Here is a 15,373-nt window from a genome sequence, read left to right on the forward strand (position 1 = left end):
GCAGAAACCGGCCGGCCTGCCTCAGCCGACGCGCCGAAGCGTGTCCGGGGTGAGATCTTTGAGCGTCGGATAGCCGTCCACCGCCATGATGAGGTCCGCCTCGGCGAGGATCGAGCGCAGCACGTGCACGATGCCGTCGTCGCCGCCGAGCGCCAGGCCGTAGGCGTACGGCCGGCCGATACCCACGGCCGTCGCGCCCAGCGCGAGCGCCTTGATGACGTCGGCCCCGCTGCGCACACCGGAGTCGAACAGCACGGGCAGCCCGTCGGCCGCCTCCGCGACACCCGGCAGGCACTCGAGCGCGGGCAGGCCGCCGTTGGCCTGGCGCCCACCGTGCGTGGAGCAGTAGATGCCGTCGACGCCGCCGTCCTTGGCCCGCCGGGCGTCGTCGGGGTGGCAGATGCCCTTGATGATCAGCGGCAGGTCGGTCAGCGACCGCAGCCATCCGAGGTCGTCCCAGGTCAACGGGTTTCCGAACGTCGTGATCCACTGCAGCACGGCGGCTTGCGGGTCCTCCTCGGGCGGACGCTGCAGGCCGGCGCGGAAGACCGGATCGCTGGTGTAGTTGCTCAGGCAGAGACCCCGCAGCTGGGGGAAGTTGGCCGTGGACAAATCGCGCGGGCGCCACCCGGGAATCCAGGTGTCGAGGGTGACGACGATGGCCGCAAAACCGGCGGCCTCGGCCCGCTGCACGAGGCTGGCGGCCAGGTCGCGATCCTTCGGCGTGTACAGCTGGAAGAAGCCGGGGGTTTCGCCGAACTGCGCGGCGACGTCTTCCATCGGGTCGGCGGTCAGGGTGGAAACGACCATCGGGACACCGGTGGCCGCGGCCGCGCGGGCGGTGGCCAGGTCGCCGTGGCCGTCTTGGGCGCAGATGCCGATGACGCCGATCGGCGCCATGAACACCGGAGACGGCAACGTCAGGCCGAACATCTGCACCGACAGGTCGCGGTCGGCGGCGCCGACGAACATGCGCGGGATCAGGCCCCAGCGGTCGAACGCCTCCCGGTTTGCCCGCTGCGTGCGTTCGTCGCCGGCGCCGCCGGCGACGTACGACCACACCGACGGCGACATGGCCCGCTCGGCGCGGGCCTCCAACTCCGCGAAGGCCATCGGCAGCGCGGGCGCCACCCCGCCGAGGCCCTTGAAGTAGATCTCGTTCTGGTAGTCCGCGAATGCCATGGAAAGAGAATGCCAGTCGAGCCGTCAGGCGGACGAGTTCGCCGACTCCGCCTCGGACTCTGACTGGGCCAGTTCCTTCTTCCACTGGCGGAACGTCTCTTCGGTGCGGCCGCGGCGCCAGTAACCCGAGATGGACGACGCCCATTTCGCGTCCACGCCCCGCTCCTTGCGGATGTAGGGCCGCAGATTGTGCATGACGGCCTGCGCCTCACCGTGGATGAAGACGTGCACCTGCCCGGGCAGCCAGGGGGAGCTGGTGACGGCCTCGATCAGCGGCGCGTGATCGCCGGCGCGATCCTCGGGCACCAGGTCGGCGCGCCCGCCGCGGTACACCCAATGCACCTCGACGCCTTCCGGAGCGGTCAGCGGGATCTCATCCTCCTGTCCCGCCACCTCGATGAACGCCTTCCCGACCGCGCTGGGCGGCAACGCTTCCAGAGCCGCGGCGATGGCCGGCAGCGCCGATTCGTCGCCGGCCAGCAGGTGCCAGTCGGCGGCTGGGTCGGGCGTGTACGCGCCGCCGGGGCCCATCAGGTAGATCGGCTGGCCGGGTTGGGCCGTCGACGCCCACTGGCCGGCCGTCCCGTGCTCGCCGTGCACGACGATGTCCAGGGCGATTTGGCGGGCCTCGACGTCGACGTGCCGGACGGTGAGGGTGCGCACGGACGGCCGTTTCTCCGGGGGCAGGCCGGCGAAGCTGTCGAGGGTCAGCGGCTCGGGCAAACCGGCCACGTCCACGTCGTCGGCGACGAACGCCAGCTTGACGTAGGAGTCGGTGAACTTGCTGGGCACGAAGGCGTCAAAATTCTTGCCCCGCAGCACCACCCGCACCATGTGCGGGGTGAGTTGCTCGGTACCGACAACCTCGAAGCATTGCAGTGGTCGACCTGCCACGTGTCCTCCTGTCCGATGCCCGACTCGCCTCGACTATACGAGTCGCGGCGTTGATGCAGCGTGGCCTGCGGCGGCCCGGACGATTCGCCAGCGCCCGTCCTGGCGCTGCACCAACCCGGCCAGCTCGAGCATCGCCAGGGGCCCCAGCACCTGCTCGGGCATCAACCCCGACGCGACCGCGATCTCGTCGACCGAGGCGGCGCCGCGGCCCGGCAACGCCTCGTAGACCAGGCGCTCGGCGTCGCTCAGGCCGTCCAACGGCGTGACCGGGCGCGGCTCGTCGGAGGCCAACTCGCCGATGTGGCCGATGAGCTCGACGATGTGCTCGGCGCGGGTGACCAGCTCGGCGCCGTCGCGCAGCAGCGCATGGCAACCCGCCGACGCCGACGACGTCACGGGTCCGGGCACCGCGGCCACCACCCGCCCCAGCGCCCGCGCCCAGGCGGCGGTGTTCGCCGCCCCGCTGCGCAGACCCGCTTCGACCACCACCGCCGCCCCGGCGACGGCGGCCACCAGGCGGTTGCGGGTCAGGAACCGGTGACGGGCCGGGCGGACACCGGGGGCGTATTCGGTGAACAACAGCCCGTGCTGGCCGACGCGGTGCAGCAGCGCGGTGTGACCGCTCGGGTAGGGGACGTCGAGCCCGCCCGCGAGGACCGCCACGGTGATCCCGTCGCCGTCGAGCACGGCCCGGTGGGCGGCGCCGTCGATGCCGTAGGCGCCGCCCGAGACGACGGCGACGTCGCGTTGCGCGAGGTCGCCCGCCAGTTCTCCGGCCATCTGCTCGCCATACGCCGTCGCGGCCCGCGTCCCCACCACGGCGGCCGCCCGGTGCGCGACCTCGTCGAGCCGGGCGGGGCCCTGCGCCCACAACACCATCGGCGCAACCATCGGCGGGCCGCCGCGCCGTCGTGGTTCGGCGCCGCGGAATGCGGCGAACGCCAGCAGCGGCCACTCGTCGTCGTCGGGGGTGATCAACCGCCCGCCCCGCCGGGCGATCGTCTCGAGATCGGTTGCCGACGTGTCGATGTCACGCCTGGCCTCGGTGTGGCGGGCCACATCGTCGTCGACCGCTCCGCGCCGGACCCGCTCGGCCGCCTCGACGGGGCCGACACGGCGCGCCAGGGCGGCGAGCGCGGCGCAGGGCGGTTCGGCCACCCGGGACAGATAGGCCCACGCCCGCTGCGCGGCACTGTCGACCGCGGTCATCGCCGGGTTCCCGGCGCCAAGGATTCGCCAAGAATCCGACCAGCCGCGCGCACGAATGTGATGTCGTCCGCCACCGGGCGCCGCACACTCACCCGCACCGAACGGAGCGCACCATGATCCTGCCGATGGCGCACACGGCATCCGAGCGCCCCATAAACCCCTGGGCGGTCGCGGCGTTCGTGCTGAGCCTGGTCAGCTGGATCGGCTTTCCCACCCCCGTCATCAGCATCGGTCTCGCCTGCATCGCGTTGCGGGAGATGGAACAGCGGGGCGAAAGCGGGCGCGCCATGGCGCAATTCGCCCGCGCGTTCGCGATCCTGGTGAGCGTCGCGATCGCGTTGCGCGGCGGGCACACGGATTGGCTGACGATGGTGCGCCGGTGACCGGGGCGGCCGGGCGGTCGCGGCGCTCACCGCTGCGCCCCCGCCTGCCGGAAGCTCAGTGCGGTGGCGACCTCGTCGAGCCCGGGCGAGGTGTGGCCGGCCAGGTCGGCCAAGCTCCACGCGACCCGCAACGTGCGATCGAGGCCGCGGATGCTGAGCAGTCCACGGTCCAGCGCTCGTTGCAGCGGCTCCATCGCCGCGCTGCTGGGACGGAATTTTCGGCGCAGCAGGGTCCCGCTGACTTCGGCATTGGTGCGAAAGCCGTGCGGCAGCCAGCGCTGCGCGGCGGCCGCACGCGCGGCCGCCACCCGCTCACGCACCTGTGCGGTGGATTCGCCGTCGCGAGCCGAGAACGCCGTTGCCCGCACGGGATCCATCTGCACCCGCAGGTCCACGCGGTCCAGCAGCGGCCCGGACAACTTGCCCAGGTAGCGGCGTTTGGTCGCCGCCGGGCACATGCAGTCCTGCGGATTCGGCGGCGCGCACGGGCACAGGTTGGCGGCGAGCACCAGCTGGAACCGGGCCGGATAACACGCCACGCCGTCGCGGCGGGCAAGACGAATCTCGCCGTCCTCCAACGGTGTTCGCAAGGCCTCCAGGGCGCTGACCCGGATCTCGGCACACTCGTCGAGGAACAGCACCCCGCGATGGGCCCGGCTGACAGCGCCCGGGCGCGCCATCCCGGAGCCCCCGCCGACCAGCGCCGCGACACTGGAACTGTGATGGGGCGCCACGAACGGCGCCCGGGTGATCAACGGCGTGTCCCCCGACAGCAACCCGGCCACCGAGTGGATCGCGGTGACCTCCAGCGACTCGCTCTCCGAAAGCGGCGGCAGTAGGCCCGGAAGACGTTGGGCGAGCATCGTTTTGCCCACTCCCGGCGGGCCGGTGAGCATGAGGTGGTGCGCCCCGGCGGCGGCCACCTCCACCGCGAACCGCGCCTGCGTCTGCCCGACCACGTCGACCAGGTCGACCACCGGCTCCTCGGGTGTGCGGTCCGGATCGATCCTGTGGTCCAGGGCGCCGCTGCCGCCGAGCCACTTCTTCAGCTGCCCCAGGGTCCGCACGCCCCACACGTCGATGCCGTCCACCAGGCTGGCCTCGGCCAGGTTGTCCGCCGGGACCACCGCGGCCGGCCACCCGTCGCGTTTGGCGGCGAGCACGGCGGGCAGCACCCCGCGCACCGGCCGCACCCTTCCGTCCAGCGACAGCTCGCCCAGCAACACGGTTTTCTCCAGCCGGTCCCATGGGTTCCTTCGCTGCGCCGTGAGCACCGCCGCGGCCAGGGCGATGTCGTACACGCTGCCCATTTTCGGGAGCGTCGCCGGCGACAACGCCAGCGTGAGCCGCGCCTGCGGCCAGTCGTTGCCGCAGTTGGTGACCGCGGCCCGGACGCGGTCACGCGACTCCTGCAGCGCGGCGTCGGGCAGACCCACCAGGTGCACGCCCGGCAGTCCGGACGTGATGTCGGCTTCGATCTCGACGATCTCGCCGTCCACACCGCGCACCGCGACGGAGAACGCGCGCCCCAGCGCCATCAGCCGACGCCTTGCAGGTGGGTGATCTCCGGGGTACGCCGGCGTCCGACCCGCACGCCGATCACGTCGATGCGGATCGCCGCCCACCGCCGGTCCTGGCCGGCCAGCCACAGCCCGGCCAGCCTGCGCAGCCGCCGGACCTTGCGCGGGGTGACCGCATGCGCCAGTCCCCCGTAACCATCGCCGGTGCGGGTCTTGACCTCGACGAACACCACCGTGCCGGCGCGGTCGCAGGCGATGATGTCGAGTTCGCCGTAGCGGCAGCGCCAGTTGCGGTGCAGGATCCGCAATCCCGTGCGCGTCAGGTGATCCACGGCGAGCGCCTCGCCCATCGCCCCCAGTTGGATCCGGGTCATCGTCGTTTCGGTTGTCATGCGGGCCACGGTGCCCGCCGGGGCCGACGGGTCGGGCCGCCGTCGCGGGCTGCGGCCGCCCGCGCCCGCGGGTTATCCCCAGTGCGGCGTCCATCCACAGGCGGCGGAGAACCCTAGGTGATCCGGTCGGCCCTGGTGTAGATGTTCATCGAGTCCTCCCGCAAGAACGCCACCAGCGTCAGGCCGGCCTCCTCGGCCAGCGAAACCGCCAGCGACGACGGCGCGGACACGGCCGCCAGCACCGGAATCCCGGCCATCACGGCCTTCTGGGTCAGCTCGAACGAGGCCCGCCCGCTGACCAGCAACACCGAGGCTTCCAGCGGCACCCGCCGGTGCTCGAGCGCCCAGCCGATCACCTTGTCGACGGCGTTGTGCCTGCCGACGTCCTCACGCACCACCAGCATCGTGCCGTCGACCCCGAACAGCGCCGCCGCGTGCAGGCCCCCGGTGCTGTCGAAAACCTTTTGCGCGGAACGTAGTTGGTGGGGCATCGCCTTCAGTGTGGCCGCCGCGAGGGTGGCGGGATCGGCACCCGGGGTGAACCGGCTGCTCAGCCGCACCGCGTCCAGCGACGCCTTGCCGCAGACCCCGCACGACGAGGTGGTGTAGAAGTTGCGGGTGACATCGAGGTCGGGTTTGGCCACGCCGGCGGTCAGCGTCACGTCCAGCACGTTGTACGTGTTGGCGCCGCCGTCGTCGCGGCCCGCGCAGTAACGGATGCTGTGCACATCGTCGCGGCCGCCGATGACCCCTTCGGTGAGCAGAAAGCCTTGGGCGAGTTCGAAATCCGATCCCGGCGTGCGCATCGTCACGGTGACCGCCGCCCCGTCGACCCGGATCTCCAACGGCTCCTCGACGACCAGGGTTTCCGGTCGGGTGATCGCCTCCTCGGCGGTCAGATGCGTGACCCGCCGGCGCGACGTTACGTGCCCCACTACGCGGCTTCACCGCCGGCTGCGGGCTCCACGCGGATGACGACGGCCTTCGACACCGGGGTGTTCGATTTCGCCGCCGTGTGATCCAGCGGGACAAGCGAGTTGGTCTCGGGATAGTAGGACGCGGCGTTGCCGACCGGAGTCGAATACGCAACCACCAGAAAGTCTTTCGCGCGCCGTTCCTGAAGCCGGCCGTCGGCGTCCGTCCACTCCGACACCAGGTCGACGCGCCCGCCCGCGGTCAGGCCCAGCGCGTCGATGTCGGCGGGGTTGATGAACACCACGCGGCGCCCGCCCTTCACCCCGCGATAACGGTCGTCGAGCCCGTAGATCGTGGTGTTGTACTGGTCGTGGCTGCGCATGGTCTGCAGCACCAGCCGGCCCGGGGGCACCGGCACCCACTGCAGCGGGTAGACGGCGAAGTTGGCCCGCCCCGTGCTGGTGTGGAATTCGCGCGTGTCACGCGGCGGGTGCGGAAGCTGGAATCCGTCGGGCTGGCGCACCTTGCGGTTGTAATCGGCGCACCCGGGGACCACCGCGGCGATCGCGTCGCGGATGGTGTCGTAGTCCGCGGCGAAGCTCTCCCACGGAACCGGGTGCGCCGCACCGAGAAGCGTGCGGGCCAGCTGGCAGACGATTTCCACCTCGCTGCGCACCTGGTCGCTGGGCGGGTGCAAGCTGCCGCGGGACAGGTGCACCATCGACATCGAATCCTCCACCGAGACAACCTGTTTCCGTCCCCCGCGAATGTCACGGTCGGTGCGGCCGAGGGTGGGCAGGATCAGCGCGGTATTCCCGTGCACGAGATGGCTGCGGTTGAGTTTGGTCGAGATCTGCACGGTGAGCGCGCAATTGCGCAGGGCGGCCTCGGTGACGACGGTGTCGGGGGTGGCCGACGCGAAGTTGCCGCCCATGCCCATGAACACCTTCGCCCGCCCGTCGCGCATGGCCCGGATCGCGGCCACGGTGTCATACCCGTGCTTGCGGGGACTGGCGATACCGAACCGGCCGTCCAGGGCGGCGAGAAACTCCTCGGGCATCTGCTCCCAGATGCCCATCGTGCGGTCGCCCTGCACGTTCGAATGTCCGCGCACCGGGCACACCCCGGCGCCCGGCTTGCCGATCATGCCCCGCAGCAGCAGCAGGTTGGTGATCTCGCCGATGGTGGCGACCGCGTGGGCGTGCTGCGTCAGGCCCATCGCCCAGCACACCACCGTCCGCCGCGACGCCCTCAGCATGTCGGCGACACGGTCGAGCTGCGGCCGTTCGATGCCGGTGGCGGCGAACACGTCGTCGAGGTCGATGTCGAGCGTCCGGCGCCGGTATTCGTCGAACCCGGCGCAATGCGCCTCGACGAACGCGGTGTCGACGACGGTGCCGGGGGCGCGCTCTTCGGCCTCCAGCAGCAGTCTGCCCAGCCCGGCGAACAGCGCCATGTCACCGCCCAGGCGGATCTGCACGAATTCGTCCGCGATCGGGATGCCGTGGCCGACGACGCCGTGCACCTTCTGCGGGTCCTTGAACCGGATCAGCCCGGCCTCGGGCAGCGGGTTCACCGCAATGATGTTGGCGCCGTTGGCCTTTGCGTTCTCCAACACCGAGAGCATCCGGGGGTGGTTGGTGCCCGGGTTTTGTCCGGCGATCACGATCAGGTCGGCGAGCTCGACGTCCTCGACGGTGACCGAACCCTTTCCGATGCCGATCGACTCGGTGAGCGCCGAACCCGACGACTCGTGGCACATGTTGGAGCAGTCCGGCAGGTTGTTGGTGCCGAAAGACCGGACCAGCAGCTGGTAGCAGAACGCGGCCTCGTTGCTGGTGCGGCCCGACGTGTAGAACACCGCCTCATCGGGGCTGTCCAGGGCGCCCAGCTGCTCGGCGATCATCCGATAGGCGGCGTCCCAGCCGATCGGGCGGTAGTGGTCGTCACCGGGACGCAACACCATAGGGTGGGTCAGCCTGCCCTGCTGGGACAGCCAGTACTCGGGCTTCGCCGACAGCTCGGCGACCGAATGCCGGGCGAAGAATTCCGGTGTGACGGTGCGTTTCGTGGCCTCTTCGGCGACGGCCTTCGCGCCGTTCTCGCAGAATTCGGCCAACTTGCGACCGCCGTGCTCCTCGGGCCACGCGCACCCGGGACAGTCGAAGCCGTTGCGCTGATTGAGCCGGGCCAGCGCCGCCGCGGTGCGCAACGCGCCCATCTGCTCGAACCCACGCTGCAGCGAGACCATCACCGCCCGAACGCCCGCCGCCTCGCGCTTGCGGGGGGTGACCGTGACCGCGTGTTCGTCGTAGTCGGCGGCGGCGGGGCCGGACACGGCCGAACGGTGGGACCTCACAGCATCAAATTACCGCTTCGCGGGCGGGCCGCGCGCTCTCCGGTTTCAGACCGCTGCAGCCAACGCCGCCAGCGCCTGCGCCGAGGTGTAGACCGGCCGCCAGCCCAGCTGGGTCTTGGCCTTGGTGGTGTCCATGACCATCGACGTGCGCGCGGTGTGCAGCCATTCCAGCATCGCCGGCATCAGCGGAACGCGCGAAATCGCCGCCGAGGCCGCCGAGGCCGCGACGGCGGGAACCCGGACCGACCGCGCGCCCAGCGCCTTGGCCACGTCGGCGACCGCCACCACACCGTCACCGGCGATGTTGTACGCGCCCGGCGGCGCCGGGGCGGTCGCCGCCAGCGCGATCGCGGACGCGACGTCGTCGTGATGAACCAGCTGCAGCGGGAAACCCGGATCCGGCACCACCGGTTTCAGCAGGGGAACGGCCTTGAGCGCCTTGACGATGGCGCGGATCGGGCCGGGCAGCTGATTCCAGGGCATGGCGTCGGCCAGGGCGGTCGCGCTGGGCCCGGCGACCACGCACGGCCGCAGGACGAAGACCTCCAGCGGCGAATCCTCGGTGATGTCGGCGAGCATCGCCTCGCACGCGGCCTTCTGCGCGGAGTAGTAATGCTCGTCGGACCCCCGCACCGGCGCATCCTCGGTCAGCGGGACGGGGTTGTCGGAGTGGTAGCCGTAGGCCGCCACCGACGAGGTGTACACCAGGCGCCGCGGCCGCTCGGCGGCCACCGTCGCCTCGAACACGTTGCGGGTGCCTTGCAGGTTGACGCGGGCGCTCTCGTCGCGCGAACCCATGATGATGAAGGCCAGGTGGATCACCACGTCGGCCTGCGCGACGACGGCGTCGACGGCCTCGCGGTCCAAGATGTCGCCCCGCTGATAGGTAGTCTTGAGCCAGCCGCGTGACGACGGGTCAAACGGGCGACGCGCCATCCCGATGATGGCGTCGACGGCAGGTTCGCGCTCCAGCGCCGTCACCGCGGAGATGCCGATCTCCCCGGTGGGCCCGGTCACCGCGACGGTCACACCCATGTAGACGTCCTTCCCTCCCGTTCTCAGCCGAAACTTTGCGCGGAAATGCCGACGCGGTCAAAGGCGACCGACGGGACGCTCACCGATTCGCTGCGACCGGACCAAACCGCGTGTAAGGGTGGGGCCGGCGACCGATAATCTACGGCGACCGTAAGGTCACAGCGCCAACATCGCAGGAAACGAGGCACAGCATGGCGGACAACGCGAAAGCCCGCGCGGTCGCGCCCCCGACGGGTGGGGAGAAGGCCGACCCCTCGACCGTTTTCGCAGCTCTGGCCGAAATCATCTATCGGGGCTCGGACGCCAACGAGATGTACGCCGCCATCTGCGTCGCCGCCACCCTGGCCATCCGCGGCTGCGACCACGCCAGCCTGATGGTGCGCGAGAACGACCGATACATCACCGTCGGCGCCAGTGACCGGCTGGCGCAGCACGTCGACGAGCTGGAACGGCGCGCCGGCGACGGCCCGTGCATCGACGCGATCGAGGAGGAGACGCCCCAGATCGAGCCCGACCTGACCACGCCGTCGCTGTGGCCCAAGCTGGCGGCGGTCCTGGTCGCGGAGACACCGGTGCGGGGGGCGATGGGATTTCGCCTCCTGGTCGACAAACGCAAAGGGGCCGCGCTCAATCTGTTCAGCGACACCCCGAACATGTTCGACGCCGAGTCCGCCGGGCGGGCGGCGGTGCTGGCGGCGTTCGCCAGCGTCGCCATCAACGCGGTCGCCAAGGGGGAAGACGCCGCGAGCCTGCGACGGGGACTGCTCAGCAACCGGGAGATCGGCAAGGCGGTCGGCATGCTGATGCTGCTGCACGACATGAGCGAGGACGACGCCTTCGACCTGCTGCGCCGCCACTCCCAGGCGCTGAACATCAAGCTGGCCGAGGTCGCGCGCGCGGTCATCGAGCAGCGAGGTCAGCTGCCCGCCCTCGCCGACACGCAGCCCCCACCGAGCGCCTGACGGCGGCTATTCGGGGAGCCGCAGCTCGGGCTTCTCGACCTCTTCGATGTTGACGTCCTTGAACGTGACGACGCGCACCTGCTTGACGAACCGCGCCGGCCGGTACATGTCCCACACCCAGGCGTCGGACAACCGCAATTCGAAGTAGACCTCGCCGTCGGCGTTGCGCGGCGTCATCTCCACGCTGTTGGCCAGGTAGAAGCGCCGCTCGGTTTCCACGACGTAGCTGAACTGGCCGACGATGTCCTTGTATTCGCGGTACAGCGAGAGCTCCATCTCGGTTTCATACTTTTCGAGATCTTCTGCGCTCATCTGTCACTCATCCGCTCAGACGTCCTTCTCCCACATGCTGTCCCCGGGACCCTGGTCCCATCTTTCCTCACCGATATCCGTCGCGCTGCAGCGGTGGGTCCGGGGCGCAGTCCGCCACCAGCTTGGCACCCGAGGAGTTCGCGACGCGCCGCACGTTGATGAACGAATAACGATGCTCCGGGCAGGGGCCCAGCTGCGCGAGCGCCGCGCTGTGCGCCGGCGTGCCGTAGCCCTTGTGCAGGGCGAAGCCGTAACCGGGGTGATCGGCCTCCATGGCCACCATCAGCCGGTCCCGGCTGACCTTCGCCAGCACGCTGGCCGCCGCGATGCACGCCGCGACGGCATCGCCGCCGATGACCGGCAGCGACGGGACCGCCAAACCGGGGACGCGGAAACCGTCGCTCAGCACATACCCCGGCCGCACGGACAGCCCGGCGACGGCGCGGCGCATCCCCTCGATGTTGGCGACGTGCACGCCGCGCCGGTCCACCTCGGCCGGCGGGATGAACACCACGTGGTAGGCCAACGCATAGCGGCGAATCAGGGGGAACAACTTCTCCCGAGCGGCCTCGGTGAGCTTCTTGGAATCGTCAAGCGCGGCAAGGCTTTCCATTCGCCCCGGACCGAGCACGCAGGCGGCGACCACCAGCGGGCCGGCGCAGGCGCCGCGCCCGACCTCGTCGACGCCGGCCACCGGGCCCAACCCGCTGCGGTAGAGCGCCGACTCCAGGGTGCGCAACCCTGACGACTTCCGGATCACCGTCCGCGGCGGCCACGTCGTGGCCATGACTACCGGGTCTGCTGCGGGTTCACCGACTCCACGCCACCCCATCGGGACGGCGGCCACACGATGAACCTGGCCTTGCCGATCACGTTGGACACCGGCACGGTCCCCGAGGTGGGATCGCCCGTGCACAGCACGCCCTTGAGCGCCTCGGCCGGCACGCTGTTGCAGTGGGCGCGCGAATCCGCCGAGTGCGTCCGGTTGTCGCCCATCACCCACAGCCGCCCGGCCGGAACGGCGACCGGCCCGAACTCACTGCCCAGGCACGGGTAGACCGACGGGTCGGCCGCCATGGTGTTGCGATCCAGGTACGGCTCCTTCAGCGGCTTGCCGTCGACCGTCAGCCCGGTCTCGGCGCGGCACGCCACCGTCTGTCCCCCGACCGCGATAACCCGCTTGACCAGGTCGTTTTCGTCGGGGGGCACGAAGCCGATGAAGGACAGCGCATTCTGCATCCAGCGCAGCACGGTGTTGTTCGACCGGATCGACTTGTAGCCGAGGTTCCATGGCGGCGGCCCCTTGAAGACGATGACGTCGCCGGGGCTCGGCGCGCTGAACCGATAGCTGACCTTGTCCACCATGATCCGGTCGCCGACGCAGCCCGTGCAGCCGTGCAACGTGGGCTCCATGGATTCCGACGGGATCAGGTAGGGCCGCGCCACGAACGTCAACATGACGTAGTAGAGCACGATCGCGATCACCGCCAGCAGGGCGAATTCGCGCAGCGTGGAGTGCTTGGAGGCTTCGGCCTCGCCCGGCTCGGGCGCCGGGTCCGCGGCGCCTGGTTCGGGGACCGGCCCGTCGGCCGTACCGGCGTCGTCGGGGCGCGTCTCCGGATTGCGCGTAGAGACCTTCGGATCTGATTCGCCAGCGCGGGACTGGGGGTTGGATGAATCCGCGGTGTCGGTCACGAGATCAGCGTAGCCAGCGCGGGATGTGGCCCGGCAAGCCGGCGAGTGATCCGCGTCGGAAACCGAATCACCAGCGCCGCCAAGGCGTCCCGGCTCAGCGCTTCTCCTTGATCTTGGCCTTCTTGCCGCGCAGCTCGCGCAGGTAGTACAGCTTGGCGCGGCGGACATCGCCACGGGTGACGACCTGGATGTGGTCGATGTTGGGCGAGTGCACCGGGAAGGTCCGCTCGACGCCGACGCCATAGCTTTCCTTGCGGACGGTGAAGGTCTCGCGGATGCCACCGCCCTGGCGGCGGATCACCACGCCCTTGAACACCTGGATGCGCTCCTTGGCGCCCTCGATGACCTTGACGTGCACGTTGATGGTGTCGCCCGGGCCGAAAACCGGGATGTCGTCGCGCAGCGACGCCTGATCGACGAAGTCCAGCCGGTTCATCTGAGAGACACTTCCTTGAGGTCGCGGCCGACGGCAGCTACCCACACGCGGGTGTGGGGCGGTCGCCGAGCCGATGGGCTTTCTGGCGTATCTCGCAGCAGGCGGGAAAAGGCGCAGGCGGCCTGCAGCCGCTGGAGACAACTGGTCAATTGTGCCAGACGGTGCGCGTGCCGCGAAAATCACACGAAGTCGGCGGTTCGCGGCGAGCCGAACGCGCTGGTGAATGGTACATATGACTGGGGTCAGAACGCGCTACCCGCACCGTTGCGTGATGGCCGGGACAGGTGGCGCGAGTGATCCCGCCGTTGCACCGTGTCCACGTCAAGTCGAAGTCAAGTCGAAGTCACGCCGGAGGAGTCGCATGCGGGTACGGCCGCTGACGCTGCTCACCGCCACCGCGGCGGTGACGTTGCTGGTCGCCGCCGGGTCCGAGGCGCTGGTTCAGGCCAAGGTCTACAGCCTGCCGATCAACGCGCCCGTACGGGTCATCCCCCAGCGGCCGGCACCGGCGCCACCACCGCAGTCGGCGGCGCTGATGCTCGAGGCCGCCACGCCGCCGCAGGAGCCGCCGCCGCCCCTGGCGCTGCCGGGCGCGGGGTTCGCCCAGCTGCAGGCCCGCGTCCAGCAGGCCACCGACGAGGCCGCCGCCAGCGGCGCCGCGCTGTCGGTCGCCATCCTCGATCGCCGCACCCACCAGTTGGTTTCCAACGGCAACGGCCAGGTCGTGGGCACCGCGTCGGTGGCGAAGCTGTTCATCGCCGACGACCTGCTGCTGCACGAGGCCGAGGGCAAGGCCGCCCTGAGCGCCGACGACCGCCAGGCGCTCGACATCATGCTGCAGTCCTCCGACGACGGCGCGGCCGAGCGGTTCTGGGGGCAGGGCGGCGGGTCCGCCATCATCTCCGAGGTGGCGGCCCGTTACGGCCTGGCGTCCACCACCCCGCCCAGCGACGGGCGCTGGTGGAACACCATGAGCTCGGTGACCGACCTGATCCGCTATTACGAGATGCTGCTGGACGGGTCCGGTGGCCTGCCCGCCGATCGGGCCAAGATCATCGTGGGCGACCTCGCCCAGTCCACTCCCAACGGCCTCGACGGCTACCCGCAGCGGTTCGGCATCCCCGACGGCCTGTACGCCGAGCCGGTCGCGGTCAAGCAGGGCTGGATGTGCTGCATCGGCAGCGACTGGATGCACCTGTCGACGGGCGTGATCGGGGCCGACCACCGCTACATCATGGTGGTGCAGTCTTTGCAGCCCTCCGACGACGCCACCGCGCGGGACACCATCACCCGGGCGGTCAAGACGATATTTCCCGAGGGCCGCATCGACGTGCCGGCGCGCGGCCTCTAGCGGAGCGGTTAGTCGCCGGGCTCAAGCCGACGGCCCGGCTCAAGCAGCTCGGGGCGGCGTTCGCGGGTGCGCTGCAGGGAGATCTCCCGGCGCCACGCGGCGATTCGCGCATGGTCACCGGAGAGCAGCACCTCGGGGACCTCTAGCCCCCGCCAACTCGGCGGCCGGGTATAGCTGGGGCCCTCGAGGCGGCGGTCCAGGGCGGGCGAGTGCGAATCATCAAGGCGCGACGCGGGATTGCCGAGGACGCCGTCGAGGAGCCGCAGCACGGCCTCGATCATCACCACCGCCGCCGACTCCCCGCCCGGCAACACGTAGTCGCCGATCGAGACCTCTTCCACCCGCATCCGCCGCCCGGCGTTCTCGATGACCCGCTGGTCGATGCCCTCGTAGCGGCCGCACGCGAACGCCAGGTGCTTCTCGGTGCTCCAGCGCGCGGCGGTGGCCTGGGTGAACAGGGTGCCGGCCGGCGTCGGGACGACCAAAAGTGTTTCGCCGGAGCAGATTTCATCGAGCGCCTCGCCCCACACCGGCGCCTTCATCACCATCCCCGGGCCACCGCCGTAGGGCGCATCGTCGACCGAGCGGTGCACGTCATGCGTCCACCGGCGCAGGTCGTGCACGGCCAGATCGACCAGCCCGGACTGGATCGCCTTGCCGGGCAACGATTGCCGCAGCGGATCCAGGTAGTCCGGAAAGATCGTGACGACGTCGATTCTCATCTCGCG

The 15,373-nt window shown here is 70.4% G+C and carries 15 protein-coding genes and 1 pseudogene; 3 read left to right on the forward strand and 13 right to left on the reverse strand.

Features of this window, described 5'->3' with window-relative positions:
* Nucleotides 1–21 precede the first annotated feature (21 nt).
* The 3 genes from AC0KTM_RS17040 to dprA are packed head-to-tail and all read right to left on the reverse strand — an operon-like array spanning nt 22 to nt 3,285.
* Nucleotides 22–1,182: a lactate 2-monooxygenase gene (locus AC0KTM_RS17040; protein WP_472416224.1), complete on the reverse strand. Its 1,161-nt coding sequence runs from the start codon at nt 1,180–1,182 to the stop codon at nt 22–24.
* 24 nt (nt 1,183–1,206) lie between these two features.
* Nucleotides 1,207–2,076, reverse strand: coding sequence for a siderophore-interacting protein (locus AC0KTM_RS17045; RefSeq protein WP_225328571.1), 870 nt, complete (start codon nt 2,074–2,076; stop codon nt 1,207–1,209).
* A 33-nt stretch (nt 2,077–2,109) separates the two neighbouring features.
* Nucleotides 2,110–3,285, reverse strand: a complete 1,176-nt coding sequence (gene dprA, locus AC0KTM_RS17050) for a DNA-processing protein DprA (RefSeq protein ID WP_472416226.1) — start codon at nt 3,283–3,285, stop codon at nt 2,110–2,112.
* A gap of 113 nt (nt 3,286–3,398) precedes the next feature.
* On the opposite strand from dprA, the gene AC0KTM_RS17055 reads away from it, so the two are divergent.
* Entirely contained in the window at nt 3,399–3,668 is a 270-nt protein-coding gene (locus AC0KTM_RS17055; RefSeq protein WP_238956477.1) for a DUF4190 domain-containing protein, read from the forward strand.
* 26 nt (nt 3,669–3,694) lie between these two features.
* On the opposite strand, the gene AC0KTM_RS17060 is transcribed toward AC0KTM_RS17055, so the two are convergent.
* The 5 genes from AC0KTM_RS17060 to AC0KTM_RS17080 form a co-directional block, all read right to left on the reverse strand.
* Nucleotides 3,695–5,206 carry a YifB family Mg chelatase-like AAA ATPase gene (locus AC0KTM_RS17060; RefSeq protein ID WP_238956478.1) on the reverse strand — a complete coding sequence of 504 codons (1,512 nt, stop codon included), beginning with the start codon at nt 5,204–5,206 and terminating at the stop codon, nt 3,695–3,697.
* A complete protein-coding gene (locus AC0KTM_RS17065) occupies nt 5,206–5,580 on the reverse strand; it encodes a YraN family protein (protein ID WP_238956479.1) in 375 nt (124 codons plus the stop codon). The genes AC0KTM_RS17060 and AC0KTM_RS17065 overlap by 1 nt, the downstream gene beginning before the upstream one ends.
* A gap of 113 nt (nt 5,581–5,693) precedes the next feature.
* Nucleotides 5,694–6,515 carry a formate dehydrogenase accessory sulfurtransferase FdhD gene (gene fdhD / locus AC0KTM_RS17070; protein ID WP_225328576.1) on the reverse strand — a complete coding sequence of 274 codons (822 nt, stop codon included), beginning with the start codon at nt 6,513–6,515 and terminating at the stop codon, nt 5,694–5,696.
* Nucleotides 6,515–8,854, reverse strand: coding sequence for an FdhF/YdeP family oxidoreductase (locus AC0KTM_RS17075; protein ID WP_472416228.1), 2,340 nt, complete (start codon nt 8,852–8,854; stop codon nt 6,515–6,517). Before AC0KTM_RS17075 ends, fdhD begins: the two co-directional genes overlap by 1 nt.
* 45 nt (nt 8,855–8,899) lie before the next feature.
* A complete protein-coding gene (locus AC0KTM_RS17080; protein WP_225328578.1) occupies nt 8,900–9,889 on the reverse strand; it encodes an NAD-dependent epimerase/dehydratase family protein in 990 nt (329 codons plus the stop codon).
* Between the two features lie 191 nt (nt 9,890–10,080).
* On the opposite strand from AC0KTM_RS17080, the gene AC0KTM_RS17085 reads away from it, so the two are divergent.
* Nucleotides 10,081–10,851 (forward strand): GAF and ANTAR domain-containing protein, encoded by a 771-nt coding sequence (locus AC0KTM_RS17085; RefSeq protein WP_238956481.1) that lies wholly within the window; start codon nt 10,081–10,083, stop codon nt 10,849–10,851.
* A 6-nt stretch (nt 10,852–10,857) separates the two neighbouring features.
* On the opposite strand, the gene AC0KTM_RS17090 is transcribed toward AC0KTM_RS17085, so the two are convergent.
* From AC0KTM_RS17090 to rplS, 4 genes and pseudogenes are all read right to left on the reverse strand, one after another.
* Nucleotides 10,858–11,163: a DUF2469 domain-containing protein gene (locus tag AC0KTM_RS17090; protein WP_003875077.1), complete on the reverse strand. Its 306-nt coding sequence runs from the start codon at nt 11,161–11,163 to the stop codon at nt 10,858–10,860.
* A 15-nt stretch (nt 11,164–11,178) separates the two neighbouring features.
* A pseudogene (locus tag AC0KTM_RS17095) lies at nt 11,179–11,950 on the reverse strand (ribonuclease HII).
* A 2-nt stretch (nt 11,951–11,952) separates the two neighbouring features.
* Nucleotides 11,953–12,858, reverse strand: a complete 906-nt coding sequence (gene lepB, locus AC0KTM_RS17100; RefSeq protein WP_238956482.1) for a signal peptidase I — start codon at nt 12,856–12,858, stop codon at nt 11,953–11,955.
* Nucleotides 12,859–12,952: 94 nt separating this feature from the next.
* Nucleotides 12,953–13,294: a 50S ribosomal protein L19 gene (gene rplS, locus AC0KTM_RS17105; protein WP_064877853.1), complete on the reverse strand. Its 342-nt coding sequence runs from the start codon at nt 13,292–13,294 to the stop codon at nt 12,953–12,955.
* 361 nt (nt 13,295–13,655) lie between these two features.
* On the opposite strand from rplS, the gene AC0KTM_RS17110 reads away from it, so the two are divergent.
* Entirely contained in the window at nt 13,656–14,645 is a 990-nt protein-coding gene (locus AC0KTM_RS17110; protein ID WP_238956483.1) for a serine hydrolase, read from the forward strand.
* 8 nt (nt 14,646–14,653) lie between these two features.
* On the opposite strand, the gene trmD is transcribed toward AC0KTM_RS17110, so the two are convergent.
* A complete protein-coding gene (gene trmD / locus AC0KTM_RS17115; RefSeq protein WP_238956484.1) occupies nt 14,654–15,367 on the reverse strand; it encodes a tRNA (guanosine(37)-N1)-methyltransferase TrmD in 714 nt (237 codons plus the stop codon).
* Nucleotides 15,368–15,373: the final 6 nt, after the last annotated feature.

This window comes from Mycobacterium sp. NTMscope_Eco_3 (genome assembly GCF_976985685.1).